The following is a 17,977-nucleotide window of genomic DNA, read 5'->3' as shown; positions in this document are numbered from 1 at the left end:
TATAGAATAGATATTAGAACACGGACTTCACTTGGAAAAGTTGAGGAAGGTGTAACCCTCGAACGGATCAGGACAGTATTCGACATCTGTGCGACGGTATATACAATCATCAGTTTACTATGATTTTGAAAACGCAGACAAACCTTGACGGGAGCGTCGGAACAACGTTACTACCACCAACAGCACGATTATTGGACTTCATGAAAAATTTAGCTTAAAATGTTGAACGAACGCAAATTACGGCTTAGTCAATGATTTCCGTCAAAAACTTATGACTAAATCAAGACGGAGGGAACGTCGATGACGATCGAGGAAGGCAACAAGAAACCCTGGGAAAGTTACTATGGCCCGAATATGGGATACGTACAGGAACAATATGAATTATACTCCCAAGACCCGGGTGCAGTTACACCGGCTTATCGGGAATTATTTGAACAATGGGGTGCACCGCCGATGTCTGGCAGGGATGCACATACAGCCTCGTATTCTGGCAATGCCCAAAAGGCTTCCGGAAGCGTGGATATTCAACTATTACAGAAAGCGGTTACAGCAGGGAAACTGGTAATGAATATTCGTACCTATGGTCACCTTGCGGCCGACATTGATCCTCTAGGAATCAGTGAAGATTCAGATACTTCTTTGCTTGAACCGAAGCATTTTGAATTGAATGAAGAAGATTTGAAAGCTCTGCCAGCTTCCCTGATCTGGGAAGGTGCAGATGGACAGACGGTAACAGGATTGGATGCCATCCAGCGCCTGAGGCAAATATATACGGGTCCTATCGCTTATGAATTCAGCCATGTGCATGAAGTTCATGAGCGGGAGTGGCTGAACCGCCGTGCAGAATCTCGTACTTCGCCGGCACCGCTTAATCCAGAGGAGCGTAAAGCTTTGCTGGAACGTTTGGTAGAAGTGGAGCAATTTGAAGATTTCCTCCACAAAACATTTGTTGGGCAAAAACGTTTTTCCATTGAAGGTAACGATGTGTTAGTCCCTATGCTGGATGAAGCAGTCCGAATTATGGCACACGCTGGTTCAAGTCATATTCTGATGGGAATGGCTCACCGTGGTCGGTTGAACGTACTTGCTCATGTACTGGGCAAGCCGTATAGCAAAATTTTCTCTGAATTTCATCATTCTCCGAACAAGGATTTGGTTCCTTCCGAAGGGTCAACAGGAATCAATTACGGTTGGACGGGGGATGTCAAATATCATCTGGGCGCAAACCGTTATGTAAAAGACGGCGAAACAGTACAAGCGCGTCTTACACTTGCCAATAACCCGAGTCACCTGGAATATGTAAACCCGGTTGTACAGGGCTTTGCACGTGCAGCACAGGATGACCGCCGTGATCCGGGATATCCGAAGCAGGATGTAACCAAAGCGGCAACCATCTTGATGCATGGTGATGCGGCTTTCCCTGGGGAAGGAATTGTAGCTGAAACGCTCAATTTCAAAGCATTGCCTGGTTACCAAAATGGCGGAACAATTCATATTATCGTGAACAACCGTCTTGGATTCACTACAGACAGCGGTGATTCACGCTCAACGTATTATGCGAGTGACCTTGCCAAAGGATATGAAATTCCGATTGTGCATGTCAATGCAGACAATCCTGATGCATGTATCGCAGCTATTCGTATGGCAGCAGAATATCGTAACCTGTTCAAAAAGGACTTCCTGATTGACCTGATTGGTTACCGTCGTTATGGTCATAACGAAACGGATGATCCGGAAACAACTCAGCCGACGGTGTATGACAAAGTAAAAGCTCATCCAACGGTTAGCCACTTGTACCAGGATCATCTGAAAGAGGAATCGGTAATCGACGATGCTTCCATCAACAGCATTCGTGAGGCTGTGACGAACCGCTTAAAAGAAGCATACGAGCAGATGAAGAACAATGAAGTACATGAATATTACCAACGTCAAATTAATGAGCCTGAAGCCGTTTCGATTATTCCAACAGCGGTACCATTGGAAAATCTGCGGGCAATTAATGCAGACTTGCTGAAATGGCCAGAGAATTTTAATGTGTATCCGAAGTTACAGCGCATTTTGCAGCGCAGAAGCACATCTCTGAACGAAGGTGAGAAGGTAGACTGGAGTCTTGCAGAGACGCTTGCGTTTGCTACTATTCTTGCGGATGGCAAACCGATCCGGATCAGCGGGCAGGATGCAGAGCGTGCAACGTTTGCCCATCGGAATCTGGTGTTGCATGACTCCGAGAATGGTGCGAAATTCTGCCCGCTGCATCATCTGCCACAGGCAAGAGCATCCTTTGCAATCTACAACAGTCCATTATCTGAGGAGTCGGTTGTTGGTTTCGAATACGGCTATAACGTCTACTCTCCAGATACGCTTGTAATCTGGGAAGCTCAATTCGGAGATTTTGCCAACTGTGCACAGGTTATTTTTGACCAGTTCGTATCTGCCGGCCGTGCCAAATGGTCACAAAAATCCAGTCTGGTCATGCTGCTTCCGCATGCGAACGAAGGTCAGGGACCTGAGCATACAAGTGCTCGTCTGGAACGTTTCCTGCAGCTTTGTGCAGAAGACAATATGACCGTTGCGAACTTGACAAGTGCATCCCAATATTTCCATCTGCTGCGTCGTCAGGCTTCATTGACTGAAACAGAAGATGCTCGTCCGCTCGTTATGATGTCGCCGAAAAGTCTCATTCGTAATCCTCGCGTCGCTTCACCTGCAACAGAGTTCAGCGAAGGCAAGTTTGAGCCTGTGCTGGAGCAAGCAGGATTGGGCACGAAACCGGATCGCGTAGAGCGTATCATCTTGTGCAGTGGTAAAATCGCCATCGATCTGGAAGATGCTTTTGAGAAGGATAAAGCAGATTGGTCTTGGCTTCACATTATTCGTGTCGAACAGCTGTATCCGTTCCCGGCGGAAGAAATCAAGCGTGTGCTTGCACGTTTCAGCAAGCTGAAAGAGCTGGTGTGGGTACAGGAAGAAAACAAAAACATGGGTGCCTGGACATACATGGAGCCTCGTCTTCGTGAAATCGCGCCAGAAGGAATAACCGTTAAATACGAAGGTCGCCCGGAACATGCGAGTCCTTCCAGCGGTTATCAACTTGTGCATGGCATGGAGCAGCAACAGATCATTACATCCGCATTGAAGCAAACGACGAAGAATAATATTCCACTGGGGAGGTAACAGCTGTGAGTGAAATTAAAGTACCTGCAATGGGTGAGTCGATAACGGAAGGAACTGTATCCAGATGGCTGGTCAAAGAAGGCGACACCGTTAATCAGGGTGATGTTCTTCTGGAACTGGAAACGGATAAAGTGAATATTGAGATCAGTGCTGAAGAGAGCGGTGTTCTTGAGAAAATTGTTCGCCAGGAAGGCGAGACTGTTGAAATCGGTGAAACGATTGGAACACTCTCGGCAGGAACTGGGGGAGGAAGCGGCGCGCCCGCTTCCCAACCAGCAGCGACGGAGCAGAAACAAGCAGTTGCTCCTGCACCGGAAGCTCCAACTCCGCCACCGGCACCCGTTGCTGCAGCACCGGAATCTTCGGATAGCAGTTCGAAGACAGCTTCACCATCTGCTCGTAAACTTGCACGTGAACGTGGTATTGAGCTGGATCAGGTACAGAGCAAAGATCCGATTGGCCGTGTTTATCAGGATGATGTGAAAACTCACAACACTCAGGCTGCCGCTCCTACAGCGCCTCCTGCTAAAGCTCCCGCAGCAGCACCTAGTGCGCCGGCAGCAGGTGGTTCCACCTATACCAAACCAGTAGAGCGTCAACGTATGTCCCGCCGTCGTGCTACCATTGCAAAACGCCTGGTAGAAGCACAGCAGACTGCAGCGATGTTGACTACGTTTAACGAAGTAGATATGACGGCAATCATGGATGTTCGTAAACGTCGTAAGGACAAGTTCAAAGAGAAACATGAAATTAATCTCGGCTTCATGTCCTTCTTCACCAAAGCGGTTGTAGGCGCACTGAAAAAGTTCCCAACCATTAACGCGGAAATTGATGGCGAAGATGTAGTTCTCAAAAAGTACTATGATATCGGTATTGCGGTATCTGCCAAAGAAGGTCTTGTCGTACCGGTTGTACGTGATGCAGATCGTCTTGGCTTCGCTGAGATCGAGAAAAGCATTGCTGATCTGGCATCCAAAGCGCGTTCCAACACGCTGGCCTTGTCTGATCTGCAAGGAGGAACCTTCACCATTACCAATGGCGGAACGTTTGGCTCCCTGTTGTCCACACCAATATTGAATACACCTCAAGTAGGTATTCTGGGTATGCACAAAATCCAGCTTCGTCCAGTAGCGATTGATGCAGAGCGGATGGAGAACCGTCCGATGATGTATATCGCTCTGTCATACGATCACCGTATCATCGATGGTAGCGAAGCCGTACGTTTCCTCGTAACGGTGAAAGAATTGCTTGAAGATCCAGAGTCTTTGCTGATCGAAGGGTAATCCATAACGTTTAACATTAAATTGCCATCTTATAAATAAAAAAAAGAAAGCCCCTGAACACGGAGCACAGTGTATGCTGTGCACCCGTTCAGGGGCTTTCGTCATTGTATAAGTAATTTATGTCGCATTATATGGAATCGGCTGTTTCTGCATGTGCTTTGGAATGATATGCACTGTAGTCGGGTGTATGCCTCTCCAGCCACTCCACGACATGCCCTGCAACCTCAGTCCGATTCGTCTCATGCAGCATTTCGTGGCGTCCCCCCGGATAGAGGCGGTATTCGATATCCTCAAGCTGAAGCTCCCGATATTGCGAGACCAGGTTAAGCACTCCTTTGCCATGAAGTCCCACCGGATCTTGTTCACCCGAGAACAGATATACAGATTTATCCTTGGGAATACGTTTCATGTTGCGTGGCAAGTGAATCTCCAACAGTAGTTTGAAAAAGTCACGGAAAAAACCTGCGGAGCAGATGGCTCCACACAAAGGGTCATCGATAAATCGCTTGACCTCTTCGGGGTCCCGAGACAGCCAATCAAACGGTGTTGTTGCCGGTCGGAAAGAACGGTTGAACCCGCCAAATACGAGCGCGTTGAGCAGCATACTTGGATGACCCGTCCCCTGAATGCCACACTGCAAGAAAGCCAGTTTCTCTCCAATCCGAAGAAGACCACGTTTGCCATTGGTGCCGGACAAAATAAATGCATGGTAACGCTCGTGGCCAGCATACATTAGATGCTGTACCAGAAACGACCCCATGCTATGCCCCATCAGAAAGAGGGGCACATCAGGGTTTTCTTTGGCGGCAACTTCGCCCAGATTCATCATGTCACTCGCCATCCAGCGGAAAGCATCGACGCCGGCATTGCCCAATAAATTCGGGTTTTCTACCGTTTTACCATGACCACGATGGTCATTCGCGTAGACCGCGTAGCCGTGCGTGGTGAGATGTTGGGCAAATTCCGCATATCGGGCAGCAGTCTCGCTCATGCCATGTGCAACCTGGACCACACCTTTGATGTTACACTCCGGATCGGGAAGCCAGCGGTACACATGAATACGGGTACCTTCATTGCCAACCAGGCTAAAGGTAGATTCCTGCATCTCGTGTAAATCCTCCTTCACAGGTCACATTAGAGCCATATAAGCTAAGTAAATCACTTGAATAGATCATTGGTTATTGGATTATGGCAAATAAGAACGAAGAACAGTAGTGTTACCATCCAGCGTATAGGAGCCCAGGTTGGCAGGCAGTAAGTAACATTGTCCAGCTTTTAGATCAATCTTATCCGATTCCGCGTTATCCCACTCCAGCGTTCCGCTACCTTCACAGACCACAAGAATAGTGAAGCTTTCAGCACTTGTAGAGAGCTCCCAACGTCCGGTAACAATCCCTTTCTCCACTACAAAGTATGGGCATTCCGCAAGCTTCAGCCACTCACCTGGAGTTGCGTTATTGGTTTTCATCGTCGTGGCGCCAGCACCCTCATAAGCCGTTACATTCAATGAATCCTCAACATGCAGCTCACGTGGTTTGCCATCCAGGCCTGGGCGGTTATAATCGTAAATTCGGTAGGTTGTATCCGAGTTTTGCTGAATCTCAGCCACAACGACACCTGCACATAGAGCGTGTACCGTTCCCGCAGGGATAAAGAACGTATCTCCAGCCGCTACAGGTACTTGACGAAGGGTATCCATGACCGTACCATTTTCCAGCGCTTCCTTCAGTACTTCACGATTAACGCCTTCATTCAAGCCGTAGATGATATGAGCTCCTGGCTTGGCATCCAGCACATACCACATTTCCGTTTTGCCAAGCTCGCCGGGAGGCAGTGCTTCGTAATCATCTGTTGGATGAACTTGTACGGACAGATCATCGTTACAGTCAAGCAGTTTGATCAGAAGCGGGAATCTTCCGCCCTTTTCCGAAACGCCTTTGGTTCCAAGCCATGCTGTGCCCTGCTGTTCACGAACTTCGTCCAGTCCTTTTCCAGCAAGTGCTCCATTCAATACCTTGGTTGTACCGTTGGGATGATCCGCAATCATCCAGCCTTCTCCTATATGTCCTTCAGGTGGCGTCAGGCCGAATTGTTCCAGCGCGCGACCTCCCCATACACGTTCTTTGAACTCTGGTTGGAATTGCAGTGGATATGGTGTAGGCATTCCTAATCTCTCCTCTAGTATATGAAATGGTGGATCGCTTTAATCAATCATGACCAGATAGCTGACATGAATGTGAGAAAGTGAATACGGTTGCACGTCTTTATGTAGAACACAAATCGCATAAATTGAACCCAAAGAGTACTTTGTTGCGATTGTGTCTAGTTTATTGCATTTGTTGGACAAAGGAAATTATTTTTTCTCGATGCCAATCAGAAAAGGGGAGGTCTCACGCTGCAATTGGCGATAGATTACCACTTGTGCCTGCTCTACAGACAGAGCAGAGGACCACTCAAGAACCGCATCCGCTTCCTGTGATCCTCCATCATGACCCGGATACAGCACAATGGTAATAATGCCGCGCGGCTTGAGCAATGCCAGTGCAGCCTGAAGTGCAGCAAGGGTACTGTTTGTTTCCGTAATTATGGTGGAGTCCGCACCTTCCGAAGGCAGGTACCCCAGGTTGAACATTACAGCACCGACGTTACCCTGCCAACTTTCAGGAACGGCCTCAGCCATACGATCATGGCTTAATTGAAGCATGGAGATGGAGCCCAATTTAGCGCTGTCCTCTTGTTTGCGAATACGGGCTTGTGCCAGGGTAAGTGCCTCGCTCTGAATATCGAAACCAATGACTTGCCCGCGTTTACCAACTTTTTGTGCCAGAAACAGAGTATCCGCCCCCGTTCCTACCGTTGCATCGATAGCTAAATCTCCAGGCTGTAAACGGGAAGAAATCCATTGATGGGCACAACTTAAAACTGAAAGAAAGCCCATCTTAAGCACCCCTCCAGTATTTACCCTGCCAGGAATCCCGCTCACGCAGCTCACGATCAATGGAATTCAACACTTCCCATTTGTTCATGGACCACATCGGCCCAATTAGTAAATCACGCGGTGCATCCCCTGTAAGGCGGTGTACAATCATTTCGGGTGGCAGCATCTCCAGCGTATCGACGATCAGTTTAATGTACTCGTCTTGTTCCAGGAAACGAAGAAGACCGGCTTCATACTGCTTCACCATTGGTGTTTTGCGCATCAGATGAAGCAGATGAATTTTGATTCCCTGCACATCCATGTTGGCAACAGCACGTCCGGTATCCAGCATCATTTCATGGGTTTCCTGCGGCAGTCCGTAAATAATATGTGTACACACCCGAATATTCCGTTTGCGCAGCTTCGCAACGGCTTCCTCATAGCAATGAGTATCATGCGCACGGTTAATTAGGGTTGACGTGGACTCGTGAATGGTTTGCAGACCCATCTCAACCCAGAGGTAGGTGCGTTCATTCAATTCAGCCAAATAATCAACGACGTCATCCGGTAAACAGTCAGGCCGAGTGGCGATGGACAGACCCACAACACCGGGCTGCTTCAAAATTTCTTCAAAATATTCACGCAGTTCTTCAACGGGTGCGTATGTGTTGGTATAGGCTTGGAAATAGCCAATGTAGTGGGCTGTAGGCCATTTCAGATGCTGTTTATCCCGAATGGTATTAAATTGGGTGACCAAATCATCCCGTCTGCTACCGGCGAAATCACCCGATCCACGAGCGCTGCAAAATGTACAGCCCCCTTTGGCGATAGATCCATCTCGGTTCGGGCAGGTGAAACCCGCATCCAGCATCACTTTGAAAACCTTATTGTTAAATTCGTCTCTCATTTCATAATTCCAGGTATGGAATCGTTTATCTCCCCACAGAAGAGGAGGTTGTATTGAAGGTGCATTCATCTTCAGGGTACTCCTTTGGCTTACCTAATGGCTTGCTTGTTATATTACTGAATTCGACTCTTTTTGAACTTTTACCATTGTATCAAAAAACTCAAAAAAAGGGGAATCTAGTCGCAAAAATAGGCCGTAGAAACGAGGTTTTATCCTTGCTATAGTTTACACATTATGTTATATTTAAACCAGCGTCAGACACCATCTAATGGGTACTATTCATCATAGCATTTGAATTAATGTTGACGTCATGGACCATACTATACCGTGAGGTGATATGAATGAATTCCCAAGTTAAAAATAATGATCTTCATCATGTTTCTGTAGAACTGACGGCAGAAGAAGCTCTGGCTTTGACAGGTGTTCGTTTCAATGGCAATCCGAAAGTGAAAGCGGCTGCAAGACAAAAAGTTCGCGATGCTTTCGAAAAGACATTTGATTTTTCACACCAAGATAAGGTAGACTATGAACTATTAAAGTAGTTGGACCCCAATTCCAAATAAATCGAAGAGGGAATCTTTGAGATTTGCCCCAAAGTGGCAGATCCGAAGATTCCTTTTTCATTGCTCTTTACAATTAGCCGGTTCTTCGGCAAAATGATTCTGAGACAAGTATGGATAAACGGAGGAATAAGATGCGTTTACGTGGCAGAAAAGGGATTCGGGAAAATCTGGAACAACAAGTTGACCTCGTTGTTCTTGATCCCAAACAGTACAAAGGAAAATGGTCTGAACTGTTTGGCAATGACCATCCGATCTTTGTGGAATTTGGCATGGGTAAAGGTCAATTTATCAGCCAAATGAGTTATAAATATCCGGAATATAATTTTATCGGTATTGATATGTATGATGAATTGGTGCGTCGTGCCAGCGAGAAGGCTCGGAAAGCATGGAGCCAGGCAGAAGTGGAGACACCTCCCAACCTGAAGCTGGCGCTTGCTAATATCGAACAGATTGAGGAAGTATTTGAACCGGAAGAACTGGAACGGATTTATCTGAACTTCAGTGATCCTTGGCCGAAAGCCAAGCATGCACGCCGTCGTTTGACACATCCACGTTTCCTGAAGAAATATACGGAACTGCTTAACACCAAGGGACAGATTCATTTCAAAACCGATTCGGAGACATTGTTTGATTTCTCTCTCAATGCGATCGCCGACTTTGGTCTGCAAATGACCAATTTGTCCCTGAACCTGCACCGCGATGGATTGAATGAAGAGCATGTCATGACTGAGTACGAGCAGAAATTCATGGGTAAAGGCATGAACATTCATCGGGTTGAAGTTATCGTTGGTGAAGAGGCCTTGCGCGAGTATCAACAAATCCGCTTGGACAAGTATAAAGTGCGGGAAGCAGCGGACGAGTCTGGCGAAGATCAAGAATAATATTCCAAAAAAAGCGTGAAATGTGTCTGGTTATCAGACTCTCATATCACGCTTTTTTCTGTTCTGATCGAACTAAACCTCATGACACCGCTTATGGCTCTTCGTTTTTCGTTTGAAGTCTGCTAAAGCTCTGAATGAAGCTCCTTACGTCGATAATCATTGGGAGTAACCCCGTTGAATTTCTTAAACATCCGATAGAAATAAGAACTGTTGGTGAAGCCGGTTTGCTCGGCAATATCAGCTACAGAGTGTTCCGTCTCAATAAGCAGATTTTGCGCTTTGGCTATCCGCGTCTCGTTAATAACATCGGTTAGACCTTTTAACGTTAGTTGTTTATAGAGTCTGCTGACATAGATGGGTGACATGGCTAGTTCATCTGCAATCGAGGTCAGACAAAGATTGGTGTCTGCGTAATCTCGTTCAATAATGCAGTTGATTTTGCGAATGAGTTCTTCGTGTTTAAGCGTTCTTTTTTCCTCAACTTTGGATCCCAGCTCGTCGAACATGCGATAAAAGTGTGCGTGAACCTCACTGAGATCCTCGGCATCATGGATCGGCAGCATTGAACGATCGGAGATGGATTCAAGGGTAAGCTGGTTGTTCTTTTTGAGTGTGTTTCTCACATGATTCAGGGTCGTGGTCAGATGAGACAGAGCGAGTTGAAATACGGTAAATGGATAAGTTGCCGTTTCGCTCACGATGTCTGCATAGACCTGTTTGGCTTCACCTGTTTTGCCTGTCATCAGGCAATCAATCAACTGTCTCTCTTTTCCAACAGGGAAAGTATATTCTTTGGCATGGTACGCCATGATGTCCGAGGTGTAAATCAGGCATCCAGGACCCATGAACAAACGATGAAGCGATGCTTCTGCTGATCGGGTATAAGAAGCAATACTGTTTTCCAGTGAATCTTCCGCTGGTCCGATAGTAAATGAAATGGAACATCTTAGATGTGTCATCACGGCAGCCTGCATCATGCGCAGCAGGTCCTCAATGGGGCTGTCCTCATAATCAGCTTCATCCCGAATTTTATCATTAAAGATAAGTGTGATCAGATCGCCCCCCATATCCACAGCTTCGGTGTGGTAGTAGAGGTCGGCCGTCTCCGTGCAAATGTTCATCATCGCGTATTTTACAAGTTGGACTTCTTCCCGGTAGGTATCGCTGAAATCGGTAAAATGATCAATCCGAAGCAGCACCAGTCGGGTTAGACGATGAACATCAACAGAAGAGCCATAGAACTTCATTCGTTCCTCCAGCATGCCTCCCGTTACCGTTTCCCTTCCTTGCAAAGCCCCGCGTAGAAAGTCCTGTCGTAATAGGTGCAGACTGCCACGACGCTCCGCTTCCATCACACGCATACGGACAAGCACTTTATCAATGGGATGATATAGCTTCCGGGACACGAGGTAGGACAAGAACACTCCCGCAATTAATAGCCCGAGACAAAACAGAACAGTGTGAGTTCGCATATTACGAATATCGGAGGTGATCAGGTCATAAGGCGTGATTCGTACATAACGCCACCCGAGGTTGTCTGGAGCAGTGTATGTAATAAGTGATTTTTCTCCATCAACCTCTGCGGTAAAGTAAGCAGACTGCTCTTTATTTTGCAGAATTGGCAGCATAAACGTTTCATTGGACAGATCTTTCATCAAAGCACGATTGCTGAAGTCGGACAATAACTGTCCCTGTTCATTGATAATAAACGTTTTCCCTGGCTGATCTGCTGTGTTCATATTGGGACTGAGCCAGTCGTCCTTAATATTGACGACAACCGCATAATTCAGTGTGGCATTGTCATTGATCGTGTCATAGCAGAGGTACGTATAGCTGCTGACCTGAGTTTCCTCGGTGGAGCCAACCTGGTATGTACGCGGAATGGGGACAAAAGGTTTGTAATCATGGAAACGGTCGAGGATGCTTGTAATCCCCTGATCGTCAATTTCCGAGATGGACTGTTGTCCATTGCGAACTTCATTAGAACTGATAAAGAACTCATCATTTTTGGAGTTATATACATAGATGGATTCGATAAAAGGGAGGGACATGCGATAGTTGTCGAGTTGTTCCATCGCTGGCGTAATTTCATAGATACTCGGATTCGAATAGAGCAGCAGAGCAGAGATGGTGTAATCCTGATAAATCTGATAAGACAGTGATTTGGCGGTCTCGGTCATCTTGGAGACTTCCCGACTGGTCTGAGTAAGGCCGTTCATATCGGTTCGGTAGACCTGACGAAGAGCAATACGATTATAGTTGACGTACAAAATGGTAGAAGCCACAAGCAAGGTGGCAACGGTGCTAACAATAATGCCGATAAGAATCCGTGCAAACACCTTCTGACTGTCCTCTGAACGTTTACGCATGACCTTTCCTCCCATGGACCTCCTGTTTTGGATGAACAAAGTTAGACTTCATAGCGAAGGATAAGATTTCATATATGGGCGTGGTGAATCACGAATGTAACTTGAATTATATATTATGTATGCGTTTACATCAACGATGGACGGCATGCTAAGGCCGATTTCCTTAGCTAAAGTTCAACTTTCGCGATATTGTTCACTAGGTTCAACCTATGCACGATATCAACTTTTGTGAACGCGCAGACATTCATTTCAGTTTTCGTTCATATTGTTCATATTCTGTTTCGCAGAATCGTTCATGATCTGGCCGAATGATTCAGTATCCGGTAGCACTCAGGGCATCTACAATAAAAACAGAGCTCCACTGCGCGCCGCGCCGTAAGAAATTCGGGAGGGATCGAGCCATGCTCAAAGAATTGAACAAAAACAAAATCATGTTTCTCATGCTGCTGCCTACACTGATCTTTTTTCTGATTAACTCGTATTTTCCGATGGTCGGCATCTATTATGCGTTTACCCGCTATGATTTTGAAGGTGGGTTGTTCGGCAGTCCGTTTGTGGGCCTGGAGAACTTCAAGTTCCTGTGGCAATCCGGAATGCTGCTGAAGCTGACAACCAACACGGTGGGGTATAATCTGGCCTTCATTATATTGGGAAACGGGCTGGCGATTTTCTGTGCAATTTTGCTCAGTGAGATTCGGGGAAAAGTGTTTAAGAAAATTACGCAGTCGGTCATGTTTTTACCGTATTTCATCTCGTTTGTTCTATTAAGTGTAATCGCTTACAACATGTTCAACTATGAATCCGGTTTTGTGAACACGGTACTCAAACGTTTCGAGGCAGGGCCCGTCGATATTTACAATACACCCTGGATCTGGGTGTTCCTGATCATCATTTTTTATCTGTGGAAAAATCTTGGGTACAGCATGGTCATCTACCTTGCAGCTATTACAGGAATCAGTGATGAGTATTACGAGGCAGCCCGGATTGACGGGGCCAATATTTTTCAGCGTATTTGGTATATCACTGTACCGATGCTAAAACCGACCTTTGTCATCCTCCTGTTATTCTCGCTCGGGAGCATTATGAAGGGACAATTTGATCTCTTTTACCAACTCATTGGAAACAACGGCGTCTTATATAACGCTACAGATATCATCGATACGTATGTGTATCGTTCCCTGAAAGTGACGTTTGATATCGGAATGGCTACCGCAGCTGGACTGTATCAATCTCTGTTCGGTTTTATCCTGATTATGACCGTCAACTATATCATCCGTAAAGTAAATGAGGACTACGCTTTGTTCTAAAACGCCAATAAGCAGAAGGGAGAACCACTATGCATACTCGTGCCCGAGATACGGAATTCACCTTGTTATTTCAAATCATCGCTTACAGCATGATCCTGATTCTTTCCTTAATCTGTATCATTCCATTTCTTTTGATTTTATCCGGCTCATTCAGCAGCAACGAATCGATTGTAAGAGAAGGGTATCACCTCTTTCCCACCGATTTTTCCTTGGAAGGTTACAAGATGGTGTTCAAATTTCCGACCCAGGTGCTCAAAGCTTATGGCGTGACGATTTTTACAACCATTGTGGGTACGGCCCTTGGACTGTTTCTCATTACGATGGCGGGATTTGTACTGCAGCGCAAAGACTTCAGGTACCGGAACGTCTTCTCATTTTTCATCTACTTTACAACCCTTTTTGGTGGGGGATTAGTTCCTTGGTACATCATGCTGGCAAATTATTTCAATCTTACGGACACGTATACGGTGTTGATTTTTCCGGGACTGATGACACCATTTCTGATTATCCTGATGAAAAACTTCATTCGTTCAGCCGTTCCGGATGAGCTGATTGAGTCAGCCAAAATCGATGGAGCAAATGATTTCCGCATTTACTTTAGCGTAGTACTGAAACTGGCGATGCCCGGCATTGCCACTGTAGGGTTATTTCTGGCGCTGGGATACTGGAATGACTGGTTCACATCCTCCTTGTTCATTAACAACCCGGATATGTACCAGCTGCAATTTTATTTGTATAACACCATGAACACAATTACCTTCATTGACCAGATGGCGATTGGTACCGGCATAACACTTAGCCAGGATGTACCTACCGAATCAACCAAAATGGCGATGGCTATTGTGGTTACTGGCCCCATTTTGTTCCTGTATCCATTTGTACAGCGTTACTTTGTCAAGGGTCTTACCATTGGTGCGGTGAAAGGTTAGAACGTGTACGCGCTGTGGGTACGGATTGCGGGATAGCTGTCTGCCCGTCTGCCTCTGATTCATGGCGAGTCTGCGCTAACATATAAGGTTGATCACAAAAAGGGAGGATGCGTATGCGTAACAAAACAATTCGGCACCTGTCTATGGTTCTTGCCCTGATGCTGTTTGCCGGGGTGCTTGCCGCGTGTAATAACGGTTCGGGGGGATCGGCGCAAGGAAGTGAGCAGGGAGGTTCTTCTGAAAACAAAGGGGAGAAGGTAACGCTGCAATTCTACATGCTTGGTGATGCCCCCAAAGATCTGCCTGTGATTGAGTCGGAAATCAACAAGCTGGCTGAGGCCGATCTGAACGTCAATGTAAAATTCAACTATACCTCATGGACAGACTGGGACCAAAAATACAAATTGCTGCTGTCTTCCGGTCAACCGATTGATCTGATCTTTACCGCGGATTGGACGTTCTATCAGTCCTATGCGAAAAAAGGAGCATTCCTGCCTCTGGATGAACTATTGCCTAAGGCAGCACCAACGCTCAAAGGTTATGTACCTGATGACATGTGGAACGCGGTAAAAGTAAATGACAAGATCTATACTGTGCCATCGACATGGACTGAATATGTTACTGAGGGTATTGCGTACCGTGAGGATTTGCGTGAAAAGTACAATCTGCCCAAACCGGAATCTTTGGAGACACTCGAAGCCTATCTGGAGGGAATCAAAGCTAATGAACCCAATATGATTCCAATCGCGGATAGCAATGCGAACCATACTCATGGTATTCGTCAATTAACATCCAAGCTGGTGAATACGGCAGGTCAGCTCCCTTATGGACTGGACATCATGTATGATACACCATCCAATATCACTTCCTATTGGGGGTCAGCGCAGCATCTGGAAGACCTGAAAACGTACAAACGCTGGATGGACAAAGGCTTTTTCCCGAAAAACGTGCTGAATGTAAAGGATACGTCCAACTCATTGCTGCAAAATGGCAAAGCAGCTGTTGTACTGTCGGGAGAGAACCCGAACAAATTTAACGCGGATGTGATCAAGGTTCAGTCCACGCACCCGGATTGGAAGCTCGGTTATTTCCCATACCCGAATGCCAAAGGGTTTGCACAACCCGTTCACCCGATTCACAATGGTTTTGCAATTCCGCGCAGCAGCAAAAACCCGGAGAGAGCTCTCGCATTCTATGAGAAACTGGTTACCGACAAACGTTACAACTGGCTTACCGAATATGGTGTCGAAGGCAAAAACTTTGAAGTTCAAGACGGCTATTATAAAATGGTGGGCGATGCCCAGACCAACGGATTCCCGCGAGAAGGCATGAATGGCTGGGCTTGGCGTAATCCGGAATTCATGCTTTATGATAAGAGCTTTGATGATGTGCTGGCTATTTTCAAAGAGCTGGACAAAATGAAAAAGCCGGACATCTACACCGGATTTGCTGAGGATTGGACGCCTTACCAAGCTGAGAAAGCTGCACTGGAGCAGGTAGAGAAGCAGTATCTCTATCCGTTGAATGTGGGCTTGGTGGACGATGTAGAAGCGGGTCTGAATACATTTATGGAAAAAGCCAAACAGGCAGGCCTTGAGAAGATTCAGAGTGAGTATACCAAACAGTGGCAGGATTACTTGAAGTCGGCTGGTATTCAATAGTTTGTACTTTTCTTCATATTTTTAAAAAAAGGTGCCTTCGAATCGAAGGCACCTTTACTGTGTACATGCAGGCTTGTTTGAAGCCGTTATAGTCCGGCTTGGTCTGCCGAGTAGGGACGCAGGTCCAGAAGGTCGATAATACTTTGTGCGCTTTGCATGGGGTGATACTTGGCAATCTGTGCCATGTGGCGTTTGCGTTTGCGAACAATGTCAGAGTAGTTATGGACCAGTTTATTCATCCATTTTACAACAACGTCAAGGGAAGTTATGGACTCCCCCAAACCTCGTGCGGTGAAATACTGGACATTTTCTTCTTCCTGGCCTGGTATGGGATTATGGAACAACATGGGGATTCCTTTTGCCAACCCTTCACTGCATGTCATTCCGCCTGGCTTGGTGATCAGGAGATCAGATACTTCCATTAATTTGTCCACTTCATTGGTGTACCCGATGATATGAATATTATCTTTTTGATACAACGGATTCTGTTCCATGCTGATTCGGCTTTTGTCATTGCGGCCAAGGCAGAAAATAATCTGAACATCCTCATGCCAGCGTGTCAATAATTGGTTAACCACTTCATCACTAAGCATTCCCCAACCACCGCCCATCACAAGCACAGTAGGCATGTTCTTCAATTTGAATTTGCCTCGAATCTCGTCCCGCCCGGGATGTTCCCAGAAGTTGGGATGGATCGGAATGCCGGTAACTCGAATTTTGTCTATAGATACACCCCGCAGCATTAATTTGGACTTTACCTCATCTGTGGAAACAAGATACAGGTCCACTTCTGGGCTAATCCATGTCCCGTGCGCGTCATAATCCGTGATGACTGTACAAAGTGGAACCTGCACACCCAGACGTTTCAGTCTGGATATGACGGCACTGGGAATAGGGTGGGTGCATACAATAACATTTGGACGAAGCTGACGCACGATACTGCGTGTATGGGTGTAAAACAGTTTATGCAGCGCAAGTGTAGTCAGCCGGTTCAAGGATTTTTTATATTGATGCCTGTATACATACCCGATGAGCTTGGGCTGATTAATGACCGTTTTTTTGTATGCTGTAATGATGAGTGGCGCAACTCTGGGGTTCAGAAAACTCCCCAACTCAAGCACTTTGGTTTGCACATTCGGCGAAAGTTTTCGCAAACTGCTGGACAGCGCATAAGCGGCTTGAGTATGACCAGCGCCAAAGCCTTCAGATAATAGTAATACTCTTTTCTTTTCCACGCTTGCTTCACCTGTTCCTGCTAGGTTTTCCTTAGTCTAACATATTCACATTATGTCCATAAAGCAACTGTTGCAAGTGCGACTAAAGTACCGATCGTAGCACCTGCGAGCACATCTGAGGGATAGTGTAATCCGAGGTAAATTCGTGAAAATCCGACAATTAATGCAACAGGGAGTAACAACAGCAACAGGAACGGCTCCATCGTCATAAAAGGAACCGTAACTGAGAATACGGCAGTAGTATGCCCTGAAGGGAACGAATGGTCCGTCAGGGGGTTGCGGAACGTAATCGTATCCGGTAGAGCCAGGTAAGGCCGAATGCGCGGATACAGTTTTTTGGCGATTGCTACGGGAATGTGGCTAACCGCTAGAGCGATGCATGCCTGAAGTCCTGTTGTGCTCCAAGGAGCGGGAGCCAGCAGCCAAATTAGTAAGGATACTGCAATAGAAGAAGTTGCTCCGCCCAGATGGGTGAAATAATACAGCCAAAAGTTCATAAATCGATTATGAAGTCGACCATTAATCCACATAAATACATTTCGATCATACTCTTGAAACTTTACGAATAAACGGCTCATATTGGCCTCCTGCCAGTCAGGCCCCATGTTGGCGGCAGTATTTCCGGTAAATTGCTGTGTCCGGTTTCGTCCTGATTAGTATATAACCGTTTTTTCGTGAACTTGAGGTTATTTCAGGTATATGTTTATCATATTTTTAAATGTTGTCCTTTTCAAGAAGAACACATGTGAAT

Annotated in this window: 14 protein-coding genes; 7 read left to right on the top strand and 7 right to left on the bottom strand. The window is 46.3% G+C overall.

All coding sequences use genetic code 11. From position 1 onward, the window contains the following. The first annotated feature begins 300 nt into the window (after nt 1–300). Together HW560_RS29500 and odhB are read left to right on the top strand one after the other, a co-directional pair. Nucleotides 301–3,174 (top strand): 2-oxoglutarate dehydrogenase E1 component, encoded by a 2,874-nt coding sequence (locus HW560_RS29500; protein ID WP_090895091.1) that lies wholly within the window; start codon nt 301–303, stop codon nt 3,172–3,174. 5 nt (nt 3,175–3,179) lie between these two features. Further along, complete coding sequence (gene odhB, locus HW560_RS29495) at nt 3,180–4,457, top strand: 2-oxoglutarate dehydrogenase complex dihydrolipoyllysine-residue succinyltransferase (protein WP_179265332.1); 1,278 nt, start codon at nt 3,180–3,182, stop codon at nt 4,455–4,457. Nucleotides 4,458–4,584: 127 nt separating this feature from the next. Here odhB and HW560_RS29490 read toward each other — a convergent pair whose 3' ends face one another. The 4 genes from HW560_RS29490 to HW560_RS29475 all read right to left on the bottom strand — a co-directional run bounded on the left by HW560_RS29490 (nt 4,585) and on the right by HW560_RS29475 (nt 8,350). Next, nucleotides 4,585–5,562, bottom strand: a complete 978-nt coding sequence (locus tag HW560_RS29490) for an alpha/beta fold hydrolase (protein WP_179265331.1) — start codon at nt 5,560–5,562, stop codon at nt 4,585–4,587. Nucleotides 5,563–5,643: 81 nt separating this feature from the next. Continuing rightward, on the bottom strand, nt 5,644–6,621 hold the full coding sequence (locus HW560_RS29485) for a type I phosphomannose isomerase catalytic subunit (RefSeq protein ID WP_179265330.1): 978 nt from the start codon (nt 6,619–6,621) through the stop codon (nt 5,644–5,646). A 189-nt stretch (nt 6,622–6,810) separates the two neighbouring features. Continuing rightward, nucleotides 6,811–7,395: a tRNA 5-(aminomethyl)-2-thiouridylate-methyltransferase MnmM gene (locus tag HW560_RS29480; protein ID WP_179265329.1), complete on the bottom strand. Its 585-nt coding sequence runs from the start codon at nt 7,393–7,395 to the stop codon at nt 6,811–6,813. 1 nt (nt 7,396) lies between these two features. Continuing rightward, nucleotides 7,397–8,350: a tRNA modification radical SAM protein MnmL/YtqA gene (locus tag HW560_RS29475; protein ID WP_179265328.1), complete on the bottom strand. Its 954-nt coding sequence runs from the start codon at nt 8,348–8,350 to the stop codon at nt 7,397–7,399. A gap of 272 nt (nt 8,351–8,622) precedes the next feature. On the opposite strand from HW560_RS29475, the gene HW560_RS29470 reads away from it, so the two are divergent. Both HW560_RS29470 and trmB read left to right on the top strand, forming a co-directional pair. After that, entirely contained in the window at nt 8,623–8,823 is a 201-nt protein-coding gene (locus HW560_RS29470) for a hypothetical protein (protein WP_062320234.1), read from the top strand. A 152-nt stretch (nt 8,824–8,975) separates the two neighbouring features. Further along, entirely contained in the window at nt 8,976–9,725 is a 750-nt protein-coding gene (gene trmB / locus HW560_RS29465) for a tRNA (guanosine(46)-N7)-methyltransferase TrmB (RefSeq protein WP_179265327.1), read from the top strand. Between the two features lie 122 nt (nt 9,726–9,847). Here trmB and HW560_RS29460 read toward each other — a convergent pair whose 3' ends face one another. Beyond that, a complete protein-coding gene (locus tag HW560_RS29460; RefSeq protein ID WP_179265326.1) occupies nt 9,848–12,094 on the bottom strand; it encodes an AraC family transcriptional regulator in 2,247 nt (748 codons plus the stop codon). 401 nt (nt 12,095–12,495) lie between these two features. On the opposite strand from HW560_RS29460, the gene HW560_RS29455 reads away from it, so the two are divergent. The 3 genes from HW560_RS29455 to HW560_RS29445 all read left to right on the top strand — a co-directional run bounded on the left by HW560_RS29455 (nt 12,496) and on the right by HW560_RS29445 (nt 15,991). Further along, nucleotides 12,496–13,401, top strand: coding sequence for an ABC transporter permease (locus HW560_RS29455; protein WP_063564186.1), 906 nt, complete (start codon nt 12,496–12,498; stop codon nt 13,399–13,401). Nucleotides 13,402–13,490: 89 nt separating this feature from the next. Beyond that, nucleotides 13,491–14,330 carry a carbohydrate ABC transporter permease gene (locus HW560_RS29450; RefSeq protein ID WP_373565020.1) on the top strand — a complete coding sequence of 280 codons (840 nt, stop codon included), beginning with the start codon at nt 13,491–13,493 and terminating at the stop codon, nt 14,328–14,330. Between the two features lie 107 nt (nt 14,331–14,437). Next, nucleotides 14,438–15,991, top strand: a complete 1,554-nt coding sequence (locus tag HW560_RS29445; protein ID WP_371129117.1) for an ABC transporter substrate-binding protein — start codon at nt 14,438–14,440, stop codon at nt 15,989–15,991. Nucleotides 15,992–16,077: 86 nt separating this feature from the next. Here the strand turns inward: HW560_RS29445 and HW560_RS29440 are convergent, their stop codons facing one another. After that, nucleotides 16,078–17,226, bottom strand: coding sequence for an MGDG synthase family glycosyltransferase (locus tag HW560_RS29440; protein ID WP_090895111.1), 1,149 nt, complete (start codon nt 17,224–17,226; stop codon nt 16,078–16,080). A gap of 50 nt (nt 17,227–17,276) precedes the next feature. Beyond that, nucleotides 17,277–17,804, bottom strand: a complete 528-nt coding sequence (locus HW560_RS29435) for a phosphatase PAP2 family protein (RefSeq protein ID WP_063564190.1) — start codon at nt 17,802–17,804, stop codon at nt 17,277–17,279. Nucleotides 17,805–17,977: the final 173 nt, after the last annotated feature.

The sequence above is a fragment of the Paenibacillus sp. E222 genome, assembly GCF_013401555.1.
Taxonomy (GTDB): domain Bacteria; phylum Bacillota; class Bacilli; order Paenibacillales; family Paenibacillaceae; genus Paenibacillus.
This window is presented reverse-complemented; position numbering and strand designations above follow the sequence as displayed.

Bases quoted from the DNA above. Each gene is read 5' to 3' on its own strand.
- HW560_RS29500 (WP_090895091.1), top strand. From the start codon at position 301: ATGACGATCGAGGAAGGCAACAAGAAACCCTGGGAAAGTTACTATGGC.
- HW560_RS29490 (WP_179265331.1), bottom strand. From the start codon at position 5,562: ATGCAGGAATCTACCTTTAGCCTGGTTGGCAATGAAGGTACCCGTATT.
- HW560_RS29485 (WP_179265330.1), bottom strand. From the start codon at position 6,621: ATGCCTACACCATATCCACTGCAATTCCAACCAGAGTTCAAAGAACGT.
- HW560_RS29480 (WP_179265329.1), bottom strand. From the start codon at position 7,395: ATGGGCTTTCTTTCAGTTTTAAGTTGTGCCCATCAATGGATTTCTTCC.
- HW560_RS29475 (WP_179265328.1), bottom strand. From the start codon at position 8,350: ATGAATGCACCTTCAATACAACCTCCTCTTCTGTGGGGAGATAAACGA.
- HW560_RS29470 (WP_062320234.1), top strand. From the start codon at position 8,623: ATGAATTCCCAAGTTAAAAATAATGATCTTCATCATGTTTCTGTAGAA.
- trmB (WP_179265327.1), top strand. From the start codon at position 8,976: ATGCGTTTACGTGGCAGAAAAGGGATTCGGGAAAATCTGGAACAACAA.
- HW560_RS29460 (WP_179265326.1), bottom strand. From the start codon at position 12,094: ATGCGTAAACGTTCAGAGGACAGTCAGAAGGTGTTTGCACGGATTCTT.
- HW560_RS29455 (WP_063564186.1), top strand. From the start codon at position 12,496: ATGCTCAAAGAATTGAACAAAAACAAAATCATGTTTCTCATGCTGCTG.
- HW560_RS29450 (WP_373565020.1), top strand. From the start codon at position 13,491: ATGATCCTGATTCTTTCCTTAATCTGTATCATTCCATTTCTTTTGATT.
- HW560_RS29445 (WP_371129117.1), top strand. From the start codon at position 14,438: ATGCGTATGCGTAACAAAACAATTCGGCACCTGTCTATGGTTCTTGCC.
- HW560_RS29435 (WP_063564190.1), bottom strand. From the start codon at position 17,804: ATGAGCCGTTTATTCGTAAAGTTTCAAGAGTATGATCGAAATGTATTT.